Origin of the sequence: Marinobacter sp. W-8, assembly GCF_044342215.1 — a bacterium.
Classification (GTDB): Bacteria; Pseudomonadota; Gammaproteobacteria; order Pseudomonadales; family Oleiphilaceae; genus Marinobacter; species Marinobacter nauticus.
On sequence record NZ_CP172297.1, the window covers coordinates 3072326 to 3087310 of the forward strand.

Annotated in this window: 15 protein-coding genes; 5 read left to right on the plus strand and 10 right to left on the minus strand. The window is 58.9% G+C overall.

Features of this window, described 5'->3' with window-relative positions:
- Nucleotides 1–7: 7 nt before the first annotated feature.
- The 7 genes from ACF8YQ_RS14325 to ACF8YQ_RS14355 all read right to left on the minus strand — a co-directional run bounded on the left by ACF8YQ_RS14325 (nucleotide 8) and on the right by ACF8YQ_RS14355 (nucleotide 8338).
- A complete protein-coding gene (locus ACF8YQ_RS14325; RefSeq protein WP_396621794.1) occupies nucleotides 8–1126 on the minus strand; it encodes an ABC transporter ATP-binding protein in 1119 nt (372 codons plus the stop codon).
- Nucleotides 1127–1144: 18 nt separating this feature from the next.
- Nucleotides 1145–2014 carry a carbohydrate ABC transporter permease gene (locus tag ACF8YQ_RS14330; protein WP_396621795.1) on the minus strand — a complete coding sequence of 290 codons (870 nt, stop codon included), beginning with the start codon at nucleotides 2012–2014 and terminating at the stop codon, nucleotides 1145–1147.
- Nucleotides 2007–2933, minus strand: a complete 927-nt coding sequence (locus ACF8YQ_RS14335; RefSeq protein ID WP_396621796.1) for a carbohydrate ABC transporter permease — start codon at nucleotides 2931–2933, stop codon at nucleotides 2007–2009. Before ACF8YQ_RS14335 ends, ACF8YQ_RS14330 begins: the two co-directional genes overlap by 8 nt.
- 53 nt (nucleotides 2934–2986) lie before the next feature.
- Complete coding sequence (locus tag ACF8YQ_RS14340; RefSeq protein WP_396621797.1) at nucleotides 2987–4246, minus strand: ABC transporter substrate-binding protein; 1260 nt, start codon at nucleotides 4244–4246, stop codon at nucleotides 2987–2989.
- Nucleotides 4247–4356: 110 nt separating this feature from the next.
- Nucleotides 4357–5823 carry an ATP-binding protein gene (locus ACF8YQ_RS14345; protein WP_396621798.1) on the minus strand — a complete coding sequence of 489 codons (1467 nt, stop codon included), beginning with the start codon at nucleotides 5821–5823 and terminating at the stop codon, nucleotides 4357–4359.
- Complete coding sequence (locus ACF8YQ_RS14350; protein WP_396621799.1) at nucleotides 5810–6526, minus strand: response regulator; 717 nt, start codon at nucleotides 6524–6526, stop codon at nucleotides 5810–5812. The genes ACF8YQ_RS14345 and ACF8YQ_RS14350 overlap by 14 nt, the downstream gene beginning before the upstream one ends.
- 123 nt (nucleotides 6527–6649) lie before the next feature.
- Nucleotides 6650–8338, minus strand: coding sequence for an HAD family hydrolase (locus ACF8YQ_RS14355; protein ID WP_396621800.1), 1689 nt, complete (start codon nucleotides 8336–8338; stop codon nucleotides 6650–6652).
- Between the two features lie 68 nt (nucleotides 8339–8406).
- Between ACF8YQ_RS14355 and ACF8YQ_RS14360 the strand changes: the two genes are divergently transcribed.
- Together ACF8YQ_RS14360 and ACF8YQ_RS14365 are read left to right on the plus strand one after the other, a co-directional pair.
- Nucleotides 8407–8547 (plus strand): DUF2256 domain-containing protein, encoded by a 141-nt coding sequence (locus ACF8YQ_RS14360; RefSeq protein WP_011786546.1) that lies wholly within the window; start codon nucleotides 8407–8409, stop codon nucleotides 8545–8547.
- Nucleotides 8547–10064 carry a deoxyribodipyrimidine photo-lyase gene (locus ACF8YQ_RS14365; RefSeq protein ID WP_011786547.1) on the plus strand — a complete coding sequence of 506 codons (1518 nt, stop codon included), beginning with the start codon at nucleotides 8547–8549 and terminating at the stop codon, nucleotides 10062–10064. The genes ACF8YQ_RS14360 and ACF8YQ_RS14365 overlap by 1 nt, the downstream gene beginning before the upstream one ends.
- An 18-nt stretch (nucleotides 10065–10082) precedes the next feature.
- Here ACF8YQ_RS14365 and ACF8YQ_RS14370 read toward each other — a convergent pair whose 3' ends face one another.
- Together ACF8YQ_RS14370 and ACF8YQ_RS14375 are read right to left on the minus strand one after the other, a co-directional pair.
- Complete coding sequence (locus tag ACF8YQ_RS14370; RefSeq protein WP_011786548.1) at nucleotides 10083–10544, minus strand: universal stress protein; 462 nt, start codon at nucleotides 10542–10544, stop codon at nucleotides 10083–10085.
- Nucleotides 10516–12135, minus strand: a complete 1620-nt coding sequence (locus ACF8YQ_RS14375; RefSeq protein ID WP_022990840.1) for a BCCT family transporter — start codon at nucleotides 12133–12135, stop codon at nucleotides 10516–10518. The genes ACF8YQ_RS14370 and ACF8YQ_RS14375 overlap by 29 nt, the downstream gene beginning before the upstream one ends.
- A gap of 104 nt (nucleotides 12136–12239) precedes the next feature.
- Between ACF8YQ_RS14375 and cadR the strand changes: the two genes are divergently transcribed.
- Together cadR and ACF8YQ_RS14385 are read left to right on the plus strand one after the other, a co-directional pair.
- The gene (cadR, locus tag ACF8YQ_RS14380; RefSeq protein ID WP_011786550.1) at nucleotides 12240–12704 is read left to right on the plus strand and encodes a Cd(II)/Pb(II)-responsive transcriptional regulator; all 465 of its coding nucleotides are present in this window, start codon (nucleotides 12240–12242) and stop codon (nucleotides 12702–12704) included.
- 64 nt (nucleotides 12705–12768) lie between these two features.
- A complete protein-coding gene (locus ACF8YQ_RS14385; RefSeq protein ID WP_396621801.1) occupies nucleotides 12769–13422 on the plus strand; it encodes a cation transporter in 654 nt (217 codons plus the stop codon).
- Between the two features lies 1 nt (nucleotide 13423).
- Here ACF8YQ_RS14385 and ACF8YQ_RS14390 read toward each other — a convergent pair whose 3' ends face one another.
- The gene (locus tag ACF8YQ_RS14390; protein ID WP_396621802.1) at nucleotides 13424–14341 is read right to left on the minus strand and encodes an AEC family transporter; all 918 of its coding nucleotides are present in this window, start codon (nucleotides 14339–14341) and stop codon (nucleotides 13424–13426) included.
- A gap of 190 nt (nucleotides 14342–14531) precedes the next feature.
- Between ACF8YQ_RS14390 and ACF8YQ_RS14395 the strand changes: the two genes are divergently transcribed.
- Entirely contained in the window at nucleotides 14532–14981 is a 450-nt protein-coding gene (locus ACF8YQ_RS14395; RefSeq protein WP_094623702.1) for a cytochrome c, read from the plus strand.
- Nucleotides 14982–14985 lie beyond the last annotated feature (4 nt).

Consider the following 14985-nt stretch of genomic DNA (forward strand, 5'->3'; position numbering starts at 1 on the left):
AACGCCCTCAGTGAGGCGCAATCCGCTTTTCTGTGTCCGGATCGAAGAACACGACCTTCTTCATATCGAACATCAGCTCGGCAGTCTCGCCCCAGGTCACCGGGTGTTCCGGATCAATCCGGCAATGAACGTTGGTATCGTTCAGCTGAATCAGAGCAATCACGTCCGGGCCGGTGGGCTCGGTCACTTCGATGGTGAACTCGCCCTTCGCCACCAGGGTCTGCTCGTTTTTCTGATCCTGGGGCTGGGTGATGTGCTCCGGGCGGATGCCTAGAATCACCTTTTTGCCCACCCGATCCACCAGAAATTCCGGCACCGGCAGCTTCACGGCCCGGCCATCATTTCCACGCACCTCCGCCTCTAGCCCGCCTTCACCCTGCTCCACGGTTACCGGCACAAAACTCATCGCCGGTGAGCCCATGAATCCAGCTACAAACAGGTTTTCCGGCCGGTCATACACTTCTTTTGGCGTGCCCAGCTGTTGCAACTCACCATCCTTGAGCACGGCAATCCGATCCGCCAGGGTCATGGCCTCGATCTGGTCGTGGGTTACGTACACGATGGTGGTTTTCAGGCGCTGGTGCAGTTTCTTGATCTCGGTGCGCATCTCCACCCGCAGCTTGGCATCCAGGTTGGAGAGCGGCTCGTCAAACAGGTAAATACGCGGCCTGCGGGCCAGCGCCCGGCCCATGGCAACCCGCTGCTGCTGCCCGCCAGAAAGGTTAGCCGGCTTCTTGTTGAGCAATTGGGAGATTTGCAACAAATCGGCCACCCGTTCCACTTCCTGGTCTATCTCGTGCTTTGGCAATCCCCGGATCTTAAGGCCGAAGGCGATGTTCTCGCGCACGGACATGGTCGGGTACAGGGCGTAGGACTGGAACACCATGGCGATGTTCCGGTCTTTCGGCTCCATGGTGGAGATGTCCTTGCCGTCGAGAACGATCGAGCCATTGGTGATGGTTTCCAGGCCGGCGATGGTGTTCATCAGGGTGGATTTACCACAGCCGGATGGGCCTACAAGTATCAGGAATTCGCCGGAAGCGATGTCGATGTCGATGCCCTTGAGGGTTTCCTCGGCAACGCCCGGATAGGTTTTGCGGATGCTCCGCAGTTCCAGTTGAGACATTATTGTTATCCTCTCAGGTCAACCTTTGACAGATCCGGCGGTCAGGCCCCGGATGAAGTATTTGCCGGCGACGATGTAGACCACCAGTGTGGGCAGCGCGGCGATCATGGCCGCAGCCATATCCACGTTGTATTCCTTCACCCCGGTGCTGGTGTTTACCAGGTTGTTCAGCGCCACGGTAATGGGCTGACTGTCACCGCTGGCGAACACCACACCGAACAGGAAGTCGTTCCAGATCTGGGTGAACTGCCAGATCAGCGACACCATGAAGATGGGCGTGGACATGGGCAGCAGGATCCGGAAGAAAATGGTGAAGAAGCCGGCACCGTCCAGACGCGCTGCTTTGATCAGCGCATCCGGAATGGCCACGTAGTAGTTCCGGAAGAACAGCGTGGTGAAGGCCACCCCGTAAATCACATGCACCAGCACCAGGCCGGTGGTGGTATTGGCCAGGCCCAGCTGGCCCAGGGTCGCGGCCATCGGCAGCAGCACTACCTGGAAAGGCACAAAGCACCCGAACAGCAGCATGCCGAAGAACAGGTCGGAACCCTTGAACTTCCACTTGGACAGCACGTAGCCGTTGAACGCGCCCAGCAAGGTGGAGATCAGCACCGCCGGCACGGTCATCTTGAACGAGTTCCAGAAATAGCCGCTGATGCCGTTGCACTCGACGCCGGTGCAGGCCTCGGACCAGGCCTTGGTCCAGCCGATGGTGGTCCAGTCCGTGGGCAGGGCCATCAGGTTGCCGGTGCGGATATCCATGGGCGTCTTGAAGCTGGTCACCAGCATGATAAACAGCGGGATCAGGTACACCAGCGCGGCTAGGAGCAACACCCCGTAGATGGCCACGCGGCTGGGACGAAAGCCGGTACGAACCACATCAGTCATGGCGTTTCTCCCTCAGTTCCGAGTACAGGTAAGGCACGATCAGGGCCAGGATGGCGCCCAGCATCAGCATGGCGCTGGCCGACCCCAGTCCCATCTGACCGCGGGTGAAGGTGTGGGCGTACATGAACACGGCCGGCAGATCGGTGGAGTAACCGGGGCCACCGGCCGTCATGGCCATGACCAGGTCAAAGCTCTTGATGGCAATGTGGGCCAGCACCATCACGGCACTGAAGAATACCGGCCTCAGCGAGGGCAGGATGATCTTCCAGTAGATCAGCGGCAGGCTGGCGCCGTCGACCCGGGCGGCCCGGATGATGGAGGAATCCACACCCCGGAGGCCGGCCAGGAACAGCGCCATCACGAATCCGGAAGCCTGCCAGACCGCCGCCATCACGATGGTGTAGATGGCCATATCCGAGTTCACCAGCCAGTCGAAACTGAACGAGTCCCAGCCCCAGTCATGCATCAGTTTTTCCAACCCGAGGCTGGGATTCAGGATCCACTTCCAGACGGTGCCGGTAACGATCATGGACAGCGCCATGGGATAGAGGTAGATGGTCCGGATGGCGCCTTCCTGGCGAATTTTCTGGTCCAGGAAAATGGCCAGTACCACACCGATCAACAGGCAGCTGAGGATAAACAGGCCGCCAAAGATACCCAGGTTGACCGAGGCCGTCAGCCAGCGGTCATTGGTCATCAGCTTGGCGTACTGGTCGAATCCGACGAAGTCATAGACCGGCAGGAAGCTGGAGCTGGTGAAAGACAGCACACCGGTCCAGAGCATATAACCGTAGATACCGATGCCCACCAGGACAAAGGTGGGGGCCACCACCAGCTTTGGTAACCAGCGCTGCAACCCGTCCAGCAGGCGCGAGGGTGCCCTGGCCACCCGGGCAGGGTGACGTTGAATGTGTTCCATGAGAGTTCTCCCGAGAGGATCGGGGGCCACCCGAGTGGATGGCCCCTACCGGATCAGAGTGCCGCCTGGATGGCAGCCGCCAGCTGGTCGGTGGCCCGAACCGGATCCTTGTCGTCGGAATTCACGAAGTTGGTGACAACATCAAAGATCTGGCCCTGGACATAGCTGGTAGTGGCCAGACCGTGGGCAAAGCTGGGCACCAGGCCGCCGTCGTCAGCACTGCTCTTGAAGGTGTCCATCGAGGCCTGGGCGCAGGTGTCAAAACCAGACATATCCATATCGGTACGGACCGGGATCGAGCCTTTGGCCTCGTTGAATACGGTCTGGAACTCGGGCTCCAGGATGGTCCGGGCCAGATCCTTCTGGGCTTCGGCGTTTTCCTCATCGCTCAGGCTGAACATGGCAAAGGAATCCACGTTGAAGGTGAACTGCGCGGTCGTGCCCGGAGCCGGCGCGCAGATGTAGTCCTCACCCGGGGTCAGGCCGGCGGCGGTAAACTCGCCCTTGGCCCAGTCACCCATGATCTGCATGGCCGCTTCACCCCGAATCACCATACCGGTGGCAGTGTTCCAGTCACGGCCAGCGGCGTTGTCGTCCACGTAACTCATGACTTTGGCAAACTCGGTGAAGACTTCCTCCATCAGGGCACTGTTGATCACGTCCATGTCATGCTCGACGAAGGCTTTGGCATAATCCACCGGACCCATGACCGCCAGAGCCACGGCCTCGAATACAGTAGCGTCCTGCCAGGGTTGACCACCATGGGCCAGGGGAATCACACCGGCCGCTTCCAGTTTTTCGGCGGCCTGGTAGAACTCATCCAGGGTCTTGGGAACGGACAAGCCGGCGTCTTCCAGAACGTCCGGGTTGGCCCACAGCCAGTTCACCCGGTGCACGTTCACCGGCACTGCCACGTATTCGCCCTCATATTTCATGACGTCGGCAATCACCGGCGGAACCAGCTGGTTCCAGTTGTTGGCTTCGGCCACGTCGTCCAGGCTGGTCAGGAAGCCCAGTTTGGCCCATTCCCGGATATCCAGGCCTTTGATCTGGGCCGCGGCCGGCGGGTTGCCGGACACTGCCCGGGTCTTGAGCACGGTCATGGCCGCTTCACCGCCACCACCGGCCACGGCAAAGTCTTTCCAGCTGTGGCCCTGCTCTTCCATCATACCCTTGAGGGCGGCCGCGGCACGGGCTTCGCCGCCCGCCGTCCACCAGTGCAGCACTTCCACTTCACCGGCCTGAAGGGCCTGGGCCGGAAGCAATGCGGCAGCCACGGCCGCAGCGGTCAGGGGTTTCTTGAATATGGTCATAACGACTCCTTGTTTTTGTTGTCTTGGTATTTCCGGAGTCTATGGCAGCAAACCGAGACGATGAGTATCAAACTGAAAGAACGATGTAACGGATTTGTTACATTGACCATTCAATGACGGGGCAAGCTCAGCATGACGTGCAAGCCGCCTTCGGGCCGGTTGGCAATGGCCAGTTCGCCACCGTGGTTCTGGGCAATGTTACGAGCGATGCCAAGCCCCAGGCCGTGGCCCTTACGCTGGCTGGATTGCAACCGAAAGTAGGGCTCAAAGATCCGTGCCAGCTGATCTTCCGGTACCCCCGGGCCTTCATCCTCCACATGAATAATCAGACGCCCGGACTCATCTTCTATGCGCACCCTTGCAACATGACCATACTTGACCGCGTTATCCACCAGGTTGCCCAGGCATCGTTTCAGGGCCAGGGGCTTGCCCCGGTATCGCCGGCAGTGCCCCTGAACATGAACGCGCCGCGAATCTCCCGACTGGTAGGCCTCCGCCATACCGCGCAACATGCCCTCAACATCCACCGGCTCGGTGTTCTCGTGGATGTCGGTGTCTTTCATGGACTGAAGCGCATTCTTGACCAGCAATTCCAGCTCTTTCAGGTCTGCCTCCAGGCGTTCGCGCATGGGCTCGTCGTCGATGAGGTCGACCCGCAATCGCAGCCGGGTAATGGGGGTTTTCAGGTCGTGGGAAATTGCCCGGAACAGCTGTTCCCTGTCACTGATATAACTTTGCAGGCGCCGGCGCATGGTGTTGAAGCTGCGGGTGACGGCCACAATCTCGGCGCTGCCCTGCTCTTTCAATGGCGGCGTATCATCCTCCAGCGGCAGATCCCGGGTGGCCTTGGCCAGCTTTCGCAAGGGCCGGGTCTGTTGCCGGATCAGCCACGCCAGTACCGGGAACAGGATACCGATCATCACCACCACAAACAGGATCTGCTGGCCGGGAACGCCCTCATCTTCCAGGGAAACGAAGGGGGACGGCAGGGCCGCCGCCAGATAAAGCCATTCGTCCTGATCCACCTCAATCTGGGTGACCATGACCGGCGGATTCAGCGGCTCCAGAGTCAGCGCATAATGAGCCCAGGACTTTGGTAACGCGTCCAGCGGCAGTTCGGTATTGAGGATTCTCAAATCGCCGGGGTCAACAAAATCCACATGCAGATTGATCCGGTTCCCCAGGCGCCGGCGCAGTACCGACACCACCTCGTCCACAACCAGCCGTTTACGGGCAGTGTCTGGCAACGCTCTCATCTCAAGGCGTTTTTGATTCAGGGAGACAAAAAAGCGGGTACCGCCCATGTCCCGCAACTGGTCGAGAACAATGTGGCGATACTCCTGAGGCAGGGAGTTAAAAAACTGCACCGTTGCCGATGCGGACTGGGCCAGGTTGCGAGTGGTGGCAACCAGCCCCTCTTCCTGCTGGGCCCGATAGGTGGCCACCCAGGCCACACTGGAAACCACCTGGGCAACGGCCATGGCCAGCAACGTCAGCAGCAACACCCGCCCAAGCAGGGAGGACGGCAGCCAGCGCCATGTCAACGGTGGCTTCTGTCCCGCGCTATTCCGGGGCATGACTGACTGTAGCGGCGAGCAGATAGCCCGCTCCCCGCACTGTCTTGATCAATCGAGGGTTTCGGCCCTGGTCTCCCAACCGCTGCCGAAGCCGGCTAACGGCCACATCCACCACTCGATCCAGCGGCATGGACTCCCTCCCCCGGGTAACGCCCGAGATGGTATCCCGGTCCAGTACCTGATTGGGGTGGGTCAGAAACAGCTGCAACAGGGCAAAGTCAGCGCCGGAGAGCGCCGTTGCTTCGCCATCTTCGTCGATCAGCTCATGGGCCAGGGTATCGAGCCGCCAACGGTCGAACAGGACAAACCGGGGATTATCCGCCCTCGCAAACCTGGCCCTGCGCAGTAACGCCTTGACCCGGGCCTGCAACTCCCTGGCACTGAAGGGTTTGGCCAGGTAATCATCCGCTCCGATCTCCAGCCCCACGACACGGTCGGTCTCATCAGAACTGGCGGTCAGCATAATAATCGGTACCTGGGAATGCTCACGGATCTGCCGGCACAGGGTGAAGCCATCATCACCCGGAAGCATTACATCCAGCACGATCAGATCGGCCGGCCGCTCGCCCAGCAGTTGCCGCATCTGGTCTCCATCAGCGGCTGTCCGTATCTCATAGCCGACCCGGGACAGGTGTTCCTGCAATAACTCACGAATAGCGGCATCGTCGTCGACCACCAGAATCGAGGCTTTGGCATCAGTCATTGCGATCGTTCTTTTTGTTGTTCATGGTTACAGAGTCATCCCGTTAGTATACCGGCGAGCCTCTCGCAGAAGCCTGCCGCAGGAACTCTATAACGAGAGCGCCCTGGCTGTCACGGCTGGTGGTTATGGCGGCCCGACTTCGCAGGCCAGTACCAAGGCCCAGAACTCGGAGAAATCGTTGACCACCACATCCGGTTTGTCCGGGTGTTTGTGAGTACCGGGAAAAATACGGTTCAGCCACGGCAAATCCCACTGGGCGCCGTTGAAGAACACGGCGGTCATGCCGGCCCGTTTGGCCGCGATGATGTCGGTGGTGGAATCACCCACGTACCACACGCTGGGATCCGGTGGGTAATCCAGTTTCTGCACGGCCAGAAGCAACTGATCCGGGTGGGGCTTGCGCAGCGGGGTGTCATCACCACACACGTTAACGTCAAACAGGTGTGTCCAGCCGGTATCTTCCACCGCGGCCAGTTCATGCTCGAAGAACTCCCGGTCCCGATTGGTGATCACGCCCACCTGGATACCCAGCTTGAGCAGCCCTTCCAGCATTTCTCGCACCCGGGGTTCAAAGGCTTTCACAGTGCCATAGTGATTCCGGTAGTGATGATTAAAGGCTTTGTGGGCAACCTGCTTGGCGTCCTGATCCTCACCGAACAGCACTTCAAAAATATCGGTGCGGGAGATTTTTCGATCAGCCTTTACCTTGGGGTGCAGTTTGGCGAATTCCCGCACGTAAGCCACCAGGCGGGCATCTTCCGGGGTTTTGCTGTCTTCCGGCGCCACCATCCGGTCCATCAATCCCAGCTTGTGAAAATCCGGCAGCATGTCATCCACCGCGTGGTACATGGCATCAAGGGTATCCACCAGGGTGGCGTGCCAGTCGAACAGGATCACCGCCGGGCGAATCAGTTTCACCACCGCCGGGTGCCAGTCCGGCTCGATGCGGGGCTCCGGCCGCTCTGGCGCCGGGAAGGGTTTCGGGCGCACCTCTGCCGGGCTGGCGGCAAACGCTTCTGGCTGCTCCCGCTCCAACAGAGCGAGCAGGTCCATCAGGTCTTCAAAGCTGTCGAGAACAGCCGTCGGGGCGTCCCGTTTGGTGAACCAGCCGCTGATCCGGTCCGGCTCCCAGCAGGCGCCGTTGTAGAAGACACCGGCCACATCGGCATGGTGTGCGGTGAGCATATCGACATAGCTGTCCCCGATGTACCAGACGCGTTCACCCCTGGGAATCGACAGTTTTTCCAACGCTTTGAGAATCACCTCCGGATCGGGCTTGTACTCGGTGACATCATCGGCACATACGGTGGCATCGAACAAATGCTGCCAGCGGCCCTCGTCGACAATCTGCAGTTCCCTGTCCAGAAATTCCCGGTTGCGGTTGGTGCACACCGCCAGCTTGATGCCCAGGGCTTTCAGGGCCGACAGATACTCATAAGCGCCCGGCTGAAACGGTTTCACCTGGCCGAAGTACTTCCGGTAGGCCTGGTTGTAGGCTTTATGGGCGATCAGCTTGGCAGCCTTGTTCTCACCAAAGATGGCGTTGAAAATATCCGTTCGGGAGACCCGGCGCTCAGCCAGAATCCGCGGGTGCAATCGGCGATAGATGCGAATGTAACGCACCAACCGGGCATCGTCTTCGGTGCGGCACTGGTCTTCAGGCAGCAACTGCTCCACGAGGCCCAGCTCTTCCAATTGCGGTAACATCTCCTCCATGGCGCTGAACATGGCATCATGGGTGTCCACCAGGGTACCGTGCCAGTCGAAGATCAGGACCGAGGGTGGCAGGATGTTGTCGTCGACTCGGGACATGGCAAAACCTCTGGAAGCTCAGTCACGTATATCCACACACCTCTTTCAGTTAAACCCATAAACCGCCCATGCACAAAAAACCGCACTTACCTGAAAAAATCTGCCCGGCCTGCCACCGCCCTTTCACCTGGCGCAAGAAGTGGGCAAAGGACTGGGACCAGGTGAAATACTGCAGTGAGCGTTGCCGGCGCAATCGGGGGCCGCACTGATGGCAGTCGTGGTCTGGTTCAAACGGGATTTACGGGTGGAGGATCACGGCCCACTTTACGCCGCTGTGCAATCGGGGCAGCCGGTGGTGCCCTTGTACGTGGTGGAGCCGGAATACTGGCAGCAACCGGACACCTCCCGCCGGCAGTGGCAGTTCGTTGCGGAGTCTCTCGAATCCTTGCGCAAGCAGTTAAAACGCCTGGGCAGTGATCTGCTGATTGCTCACGGGGAGGTCATCAGAACCCTGGATGACCTGAAACAGCAGTACGGCATCACACAGGTGTTCTGCCATCAGGAAACCGGCGGGGACTGGACCTTTCAACGGGATAAAGCGGTGATTGCCTGGTGCCAGAGCCAGCAGATTGAGTTCCGCGAATGGCAGGGCTTTGGTGTCGTTCGGCGACTGGTCAACCGAGACGACTGGGACCAGCACTGGAACCGGATCATCAAAAGCACACGCCTGCCTGCACCCGAAGGGATTCGTTCGCCGGATACCTCCGGCTGGCCGCAGAGCTTACCCGCACCCGCCCAGCTTAACGGTGGCCCGTGCCCGGATCGTCAGGCCGGCGGCAGCGAACGGGCCATTGCCCTGCTGGATTCGTTTCTGGAACGGCGGTGCGTGGGTTATCAGTACAACATGTCCTCACCGCTTACCGCACCTCGCGCCTGCTCACGGCTCAGCCCTCACCTGGCCTGGGGCACCATCAGCCTGCGCGATGTCTATCAGCAGTCAAAAGAGACCGGAGACCACCGCAACACGCTGCCCCGCAAGAAGAAAAGCCTCACCAGCTTTCGCTCAAGGCTGCACTGGCATTGCCACTTTATCCAGAAGCTGGAGGATGAACCGGAACTGGAATTCCGTGCCATGCATCGGGAACTGGAGCACCTGAAAACCGGACCAAACAACAGCGAGCGACTGCATCGCTGGCAGGAGGGCCAGACCGGCTGGCCACTGGTGGATGCCTGCATGCGCAGCCTGGAGCACACCGGTTGGATCAACTTCCGCATGCGGGCCATGCTGATGGCGGTGGCCAGTTATCAGCTATGGCTTCACTGGCGGGACCCGGCACTGCACCTGGCTCGACTGTTTACCGATTTCGAGCCCGGCATTCACTATCCCCAGGCCCAGATGCAATCAGGGCTCACCGGCATCAACGCCCTGCGCATATACAACCCGGTGTTGCAAAGCCAGAAACTGGATCCGGAAGGTGAGTTCATCCGCCGCTGGATACCGGAGCTGGCCGGCGTCCCGGCGGAGATGATCCACACCCCATGGCTGATGACGCCGGCCCAGAAGCAGCGCTTTGGCGGCAATACCTATATTTCACCAGTCTGTGATCATGAGCAGGCAGCACGGGTGGCTCGCAAGGCGGTCGGAGAGTTCAGGAAGCGGCAAGTGAGCCAGACAGAGACGGACCGGGTTCTTAACCGTCATGGCAGTCGGAAGGGGCCGACACAGAACCGGCCCAGGACTGGCAGCCATGACTCTGAACCGGCATCACAGCTCCCTCTTTTTTGATCCCAATGGACAAGGACCTTACTCGCTCTCTACAGGTCCGTCGCTCTCGTTTTTCTCCATACTGGGAAGCACCAGCACCGAACAAGGGGCATTGACCGACACATACTCCACCGTTGCCTTGCGTAACGGCCAGTGGCTGCCGCCGCCACGGGAGACCAGAATCATCAGGTCTGCACACAGCTGGCCGGCCAGTGCCACCAGTTTCTCACCGGCCGAACCGGCCACCACGTGCAGGATCGCCTCCCGGTTCAGGGGCAGGTATTTCCGGGCCAGCAGATCCAGGTGGTGCCGCACCTGTTCTTCTTTGTCTTCCGGTGCTTCTTCGGTGACGTGAGGAAAGAAACCGCTGCCACCCGGGTTGAAGACACTGGCCAGGTGCAACTCGCCACCCTCCTCCAGAAGCTTCAGGGCCGCTTCCAGTGCACGCTTGCCCTCCCCGTCGTCTTTCGGATCAATCGCGATCAGCAGCTTCCGGTACATAACCTTTCTCCTGTTTGGGTTCAGAATCGGCTTCCACTTCCGGGAAGGCGCGGCCTCGCACCAGCTCATCCACACTGTAGCCGCGATAATCGGCGTGCAGGGCGCGATAGAGGGACACCGCCATAAAAACCAGCAGAATACAGAACGGTAAACCAAGTGAAGTGATCACGTTCTGCAGAGCATCCAGCCCGCCGGCAAGCAACAGAGTGGCCGCAATTACCCCTTGGGCCGCCGCCCAGAAAATCCGTTGGCGAATCAGCGAAGGCTGGTCGTCCCTGCGTGTCAGCATATCAATCACCAGGGAGGCGGAGTCCGATGACGTGGTAAAGAAAATGACAATAATGACCACACTCAGAGCAGAAGCCGCCTCCGCCAGCGGAAAAACATCAAGAAATGCAAAGATGGCCACCGACGGATCCCTCTGCACCTGATCCGCCAGTGCCACCAGGCCATTCATCTCAACGTTAATGGCAGAGAGACCAAAGATGCCGAACCACACCAGCGTAAACGCGGTTGGCGCAAACAGTACGCCGGCTACGAACTCCCGAATGGTTCGCCCACGGGAAATCCGGGCAATGAAAATACCCACATAGGGCGCCCAGGAAATCGTCCAGGCCCAGTAGAACAACGTCCAGTTGCGTTGCCAGTCCGACTCGCGAAAGGTTTCTGTCCAGAACGCCAGCCAGGGCAAGGCATCAAAATAATCACCCACGCTCTGAACCATACCTTCGGCAATAAACACGGTAGGGCCCAGAGCAAATACAAACAGCAGCAACACAATCGCCAGAAGAATATTCACCTGGGACAGCCGCCGCACCCCTTTGTCCAGACCTAGCGCTACCGAGGTCGCTGCAATGCTGGCAATAACCGTAATCAGCAGAACCTGAACCCAGCCCGCGGAAGGAACACCGAACAGGTAATTCAGTCCACTGTTCAGCTGCAACGTGCCCAGCCCGAGCGACGTCGCCACCCCGAACAGCGTGCCCAACACCGCGATAACGTCCACCGCCCAGCCCCATGGACCAAAGGTGCGCTCACCAAGAATCGGGTAGAACAGGCTGCTGATACGCATGGGAAGGCTGTGGCGATAGGAGAAATAGCCAATGGCCAGGCCCGGCATGGCAAAGATGGTCCAGGTGTGAAGGCCGAAATGATAGAGGGCAATGGTCATGGCGTCGGTAGCGGCCTGCTCGGTGCCGCCCTGCACACCATCGAATGGCGGATTGGCAAAGTGGGACACCGGCTCAGCCACCCCCCAGAACATGAGGATAGTGCCAATGCCAGCAGCAAACAGCATGGTGAACCAGGTGAGATTCGAGTAGTCCGGCCGACTGTCATCCGCCCCAAGGCGAATGCTGCCGTAGCGACTGAGCGCCAGACCAAGAAGAAAAATCAGAAGCGAAGACACCGCCAGGATATAGAACCAGCCCAGGTTACGGGCCACCCATCCGGTCAACTGCCCGAAACTGCTGGCCACAGCCTGGTCAAAAGGAATCGCCAAAGCCACAAACAGCGCGGCAATAGCAGCTGAGCTAAAGAACACTCCGGGTATTGTCTGCAAGCCCAGCCGGTGTTGCAGGCGCTCCAGCACAGTCGCCTCCTCATTCCATGAAACCACCGCGCCACTGTACCATAGTGACAGTATCGTCTTCGGGCTGAGACTTGACCGATGTCAGGCATTCAAGGGAATACATCATGAAAATTGGAGAGTTGTCCCGGCAGGCCGGTGTTCCGGTAGAAACTATCCGTTATTTTGAAAAAATCGGGCTGATGGCCAAGCCAGAGCGCGGCGAAAACGGATATCGCTATTATCGTCAGGAACACCTCGACCGCCTCCTGTTTATCCGGCGCTGCCGCAATCTGGACATGGCTCAGGACGAGATTCGCGAACTCATCCGGCTGGCTGAAAAACCCACTGCCGATTGCTCAGACGTCAATGCTCTGCTGGCTCGACACCTGTCACATGTGCGGGCCAGGCTCAACGAACTGAAAAGCCTGGAACAGATGCTGGTCAACCTACAGAACGCCTGTTCAGACCCGCGGACCATCCGGGAATGTGGGATTCTGGGCGGGCTCAGCGACGAATTGGCCACCATCCCGGAACCCACCGCATCGGATAACCATGTACCAGGCACTCATGGATCAGGCCATCATGATTAGCAGGTGTTGACCCTGTAGCAACTACAGGGTTTTTAATGGAGACACTTAAACATTGGAGGTCTATATGGCGTGTTCCTGTTCTGCACCTGAACCCAAAACTCCCGCTCCGGGGTTCCGAAAAGCGCTTTGGCTGGCGCTGTGGGTGAATCTGGTGATGTTTCTGGTGGAAGGCTTCGCCAGCCTGCAATCCGGGTCCGTTTCCCTGATGGCCGATGCCATCGATTTCTTTGGCGACAGCGCCAACTATCTGCTTTCTCTGAGCGTTCTGGGAATGGGGATGCTCTGGCGCGGGCGGGCGGCGATGGTAAAAGGTCTGACCATGGCCGTGTTCGGACTGGTGGTCTGGGGCCGGGCCGTCTGGGTACTGCAAAGCGGCATCACGCCCGAGCCACTGACCATGGGCATGGTGGGGCTGCTGGCGCTTGCCGCCAATGTCTTTGTTGCCGTGATGCTGTTCCGGTTCCGGGACGGTGACTCAGACATGCGCTCGGTCTGGCTTTGCAGCCGCAACGACGCTATCGGCAATATGGCCGTTATGGCCGCCGCACTGGGCGTGTTCGGCACCGGCAGTGCCTGGCCAGATCTGATCGTCGCAGCCATCATGGGTACGCTGGCCGTCACCGCCGGAGTTAGCGTGGTTCGCCATGCCCGAAGTGACATTGAAAAAGCCAAAGCCAGCGGTGCACAAGCCGCCACGGCGGCCTGTAACGACTCATAACTTAGAACACCCAGGCAATCATCACTGGAATGAAACCCAGTGCAAACAACGTGCTGAGCAGTGTCGTGCCTGCTGCTTGCCTGGGTGATGCATCGAGCAGCGTGGCAATCACCACGGTATTGGCGGCAATCGGTGTGATGGAAATCAGGAATATGGCCTGATGCACTGCCGGCTCATAAATTCCCAGAAGCGTTGAATCAACCCACCAGAACACGATAGCCACCAATGGCCAGATCACAAACTTGCCGAAAAATGCCAGGGCAGTGAACCGGGGGTTGCCGGCCAATCCCCGAAAGCTGGTAATGCCCATGCCGATAATCATCATCCCGAGAATACTGTAGGCGCCGCGCAGATTATCGAACAGGGGTACAAAGACGTCAGGAATGGGGGCTCCGGAAAGGTTGAGTACAACTGCGGCCAGAAAGGCATAGACGGAGGGCAGACGCACCACCCTTAGCAACGCATCCTGAATGCTGTATTTGCCCCGTGCCGCCAGATAAAAGCCCACGGAATTCTCGAACAGAGTCGTGCCCAGCATACAGACAATGTAGAGCGCCAGGCCTTCCTCTCCAAACAGCAACAGCGCCACCGGAATACCGAAATAGCCGGTGTTACCGGTACCCACCGATAACGGGATCACGGCCGCACTGCCGTCTGAAAGCAGTTTTCGGGCAACGGCCATGTGCCCCAGGGCAATCACGGTACAGAAACCAAACACCAGGGCCGGCAACAGGATCACCTCGGCACTGAGCGGCGCCGCCATCACTCCAGAAAACACCACCGACGGCGTAATGATATACAGCATGATGCCGGCAATATGCCGGCCACTGGCTTCCAGGAACCGACCCGCAATCCAACCCAGTGCAACGGTGACATAAAGCGGAAGAAGTTTAAGCAGCAGGGCCAGGGCAGCAGACATGATCTCTCCGGGCGTAAAACCGTGAAAATACAACCAGCGGGGCAGTCTACCACCTACCCATCAAGAGGTAACTCCCCAGCGCAATAGAGAAACCCGGGATCATCTTTGATAATCATCAATAGCATTAGGGATGCATCTTTATATCCTAGTGGGGCAGTCAGGTATTCGTAACAACCAAGGAGAGAGACCAATGGCCGAGCGCTTTACCAAAAGCATGGCCAGGAACATATATCTGGGGGGGAGTGCATTCTTCGTCCTGTTGTTCCTGGCCCTGACTTTTGACACTCAGCTGCGAGCTATGCCCGAGCGGGATAACCGCGACCAACTGACCGAGCAGGTAGTCAGGGGCAAACACCTGTGGGAGAACAACAACTGTGTTGGCTGTCACTCCCTCATGGGCGAAGGTGCTTACTTCGCTCCGGAACTGGCTAACGTATTCGACCGCCGTGGCGGTGGTGATACCGAGGTCTTCAAGTCCTACATGAAAGCCTGGATGAACGCCATGCCCACCAATATCCCGGGCCGGCGCCAGATGCCTAACTTCAATCTGAGCGATTCCGAGATCGAAGACCTGGCCGCCTTCCTGGAGTGGACATCCAAGATCGACGACAACGGTTGGCCACCCAACATCGAAGGGTAAGGGA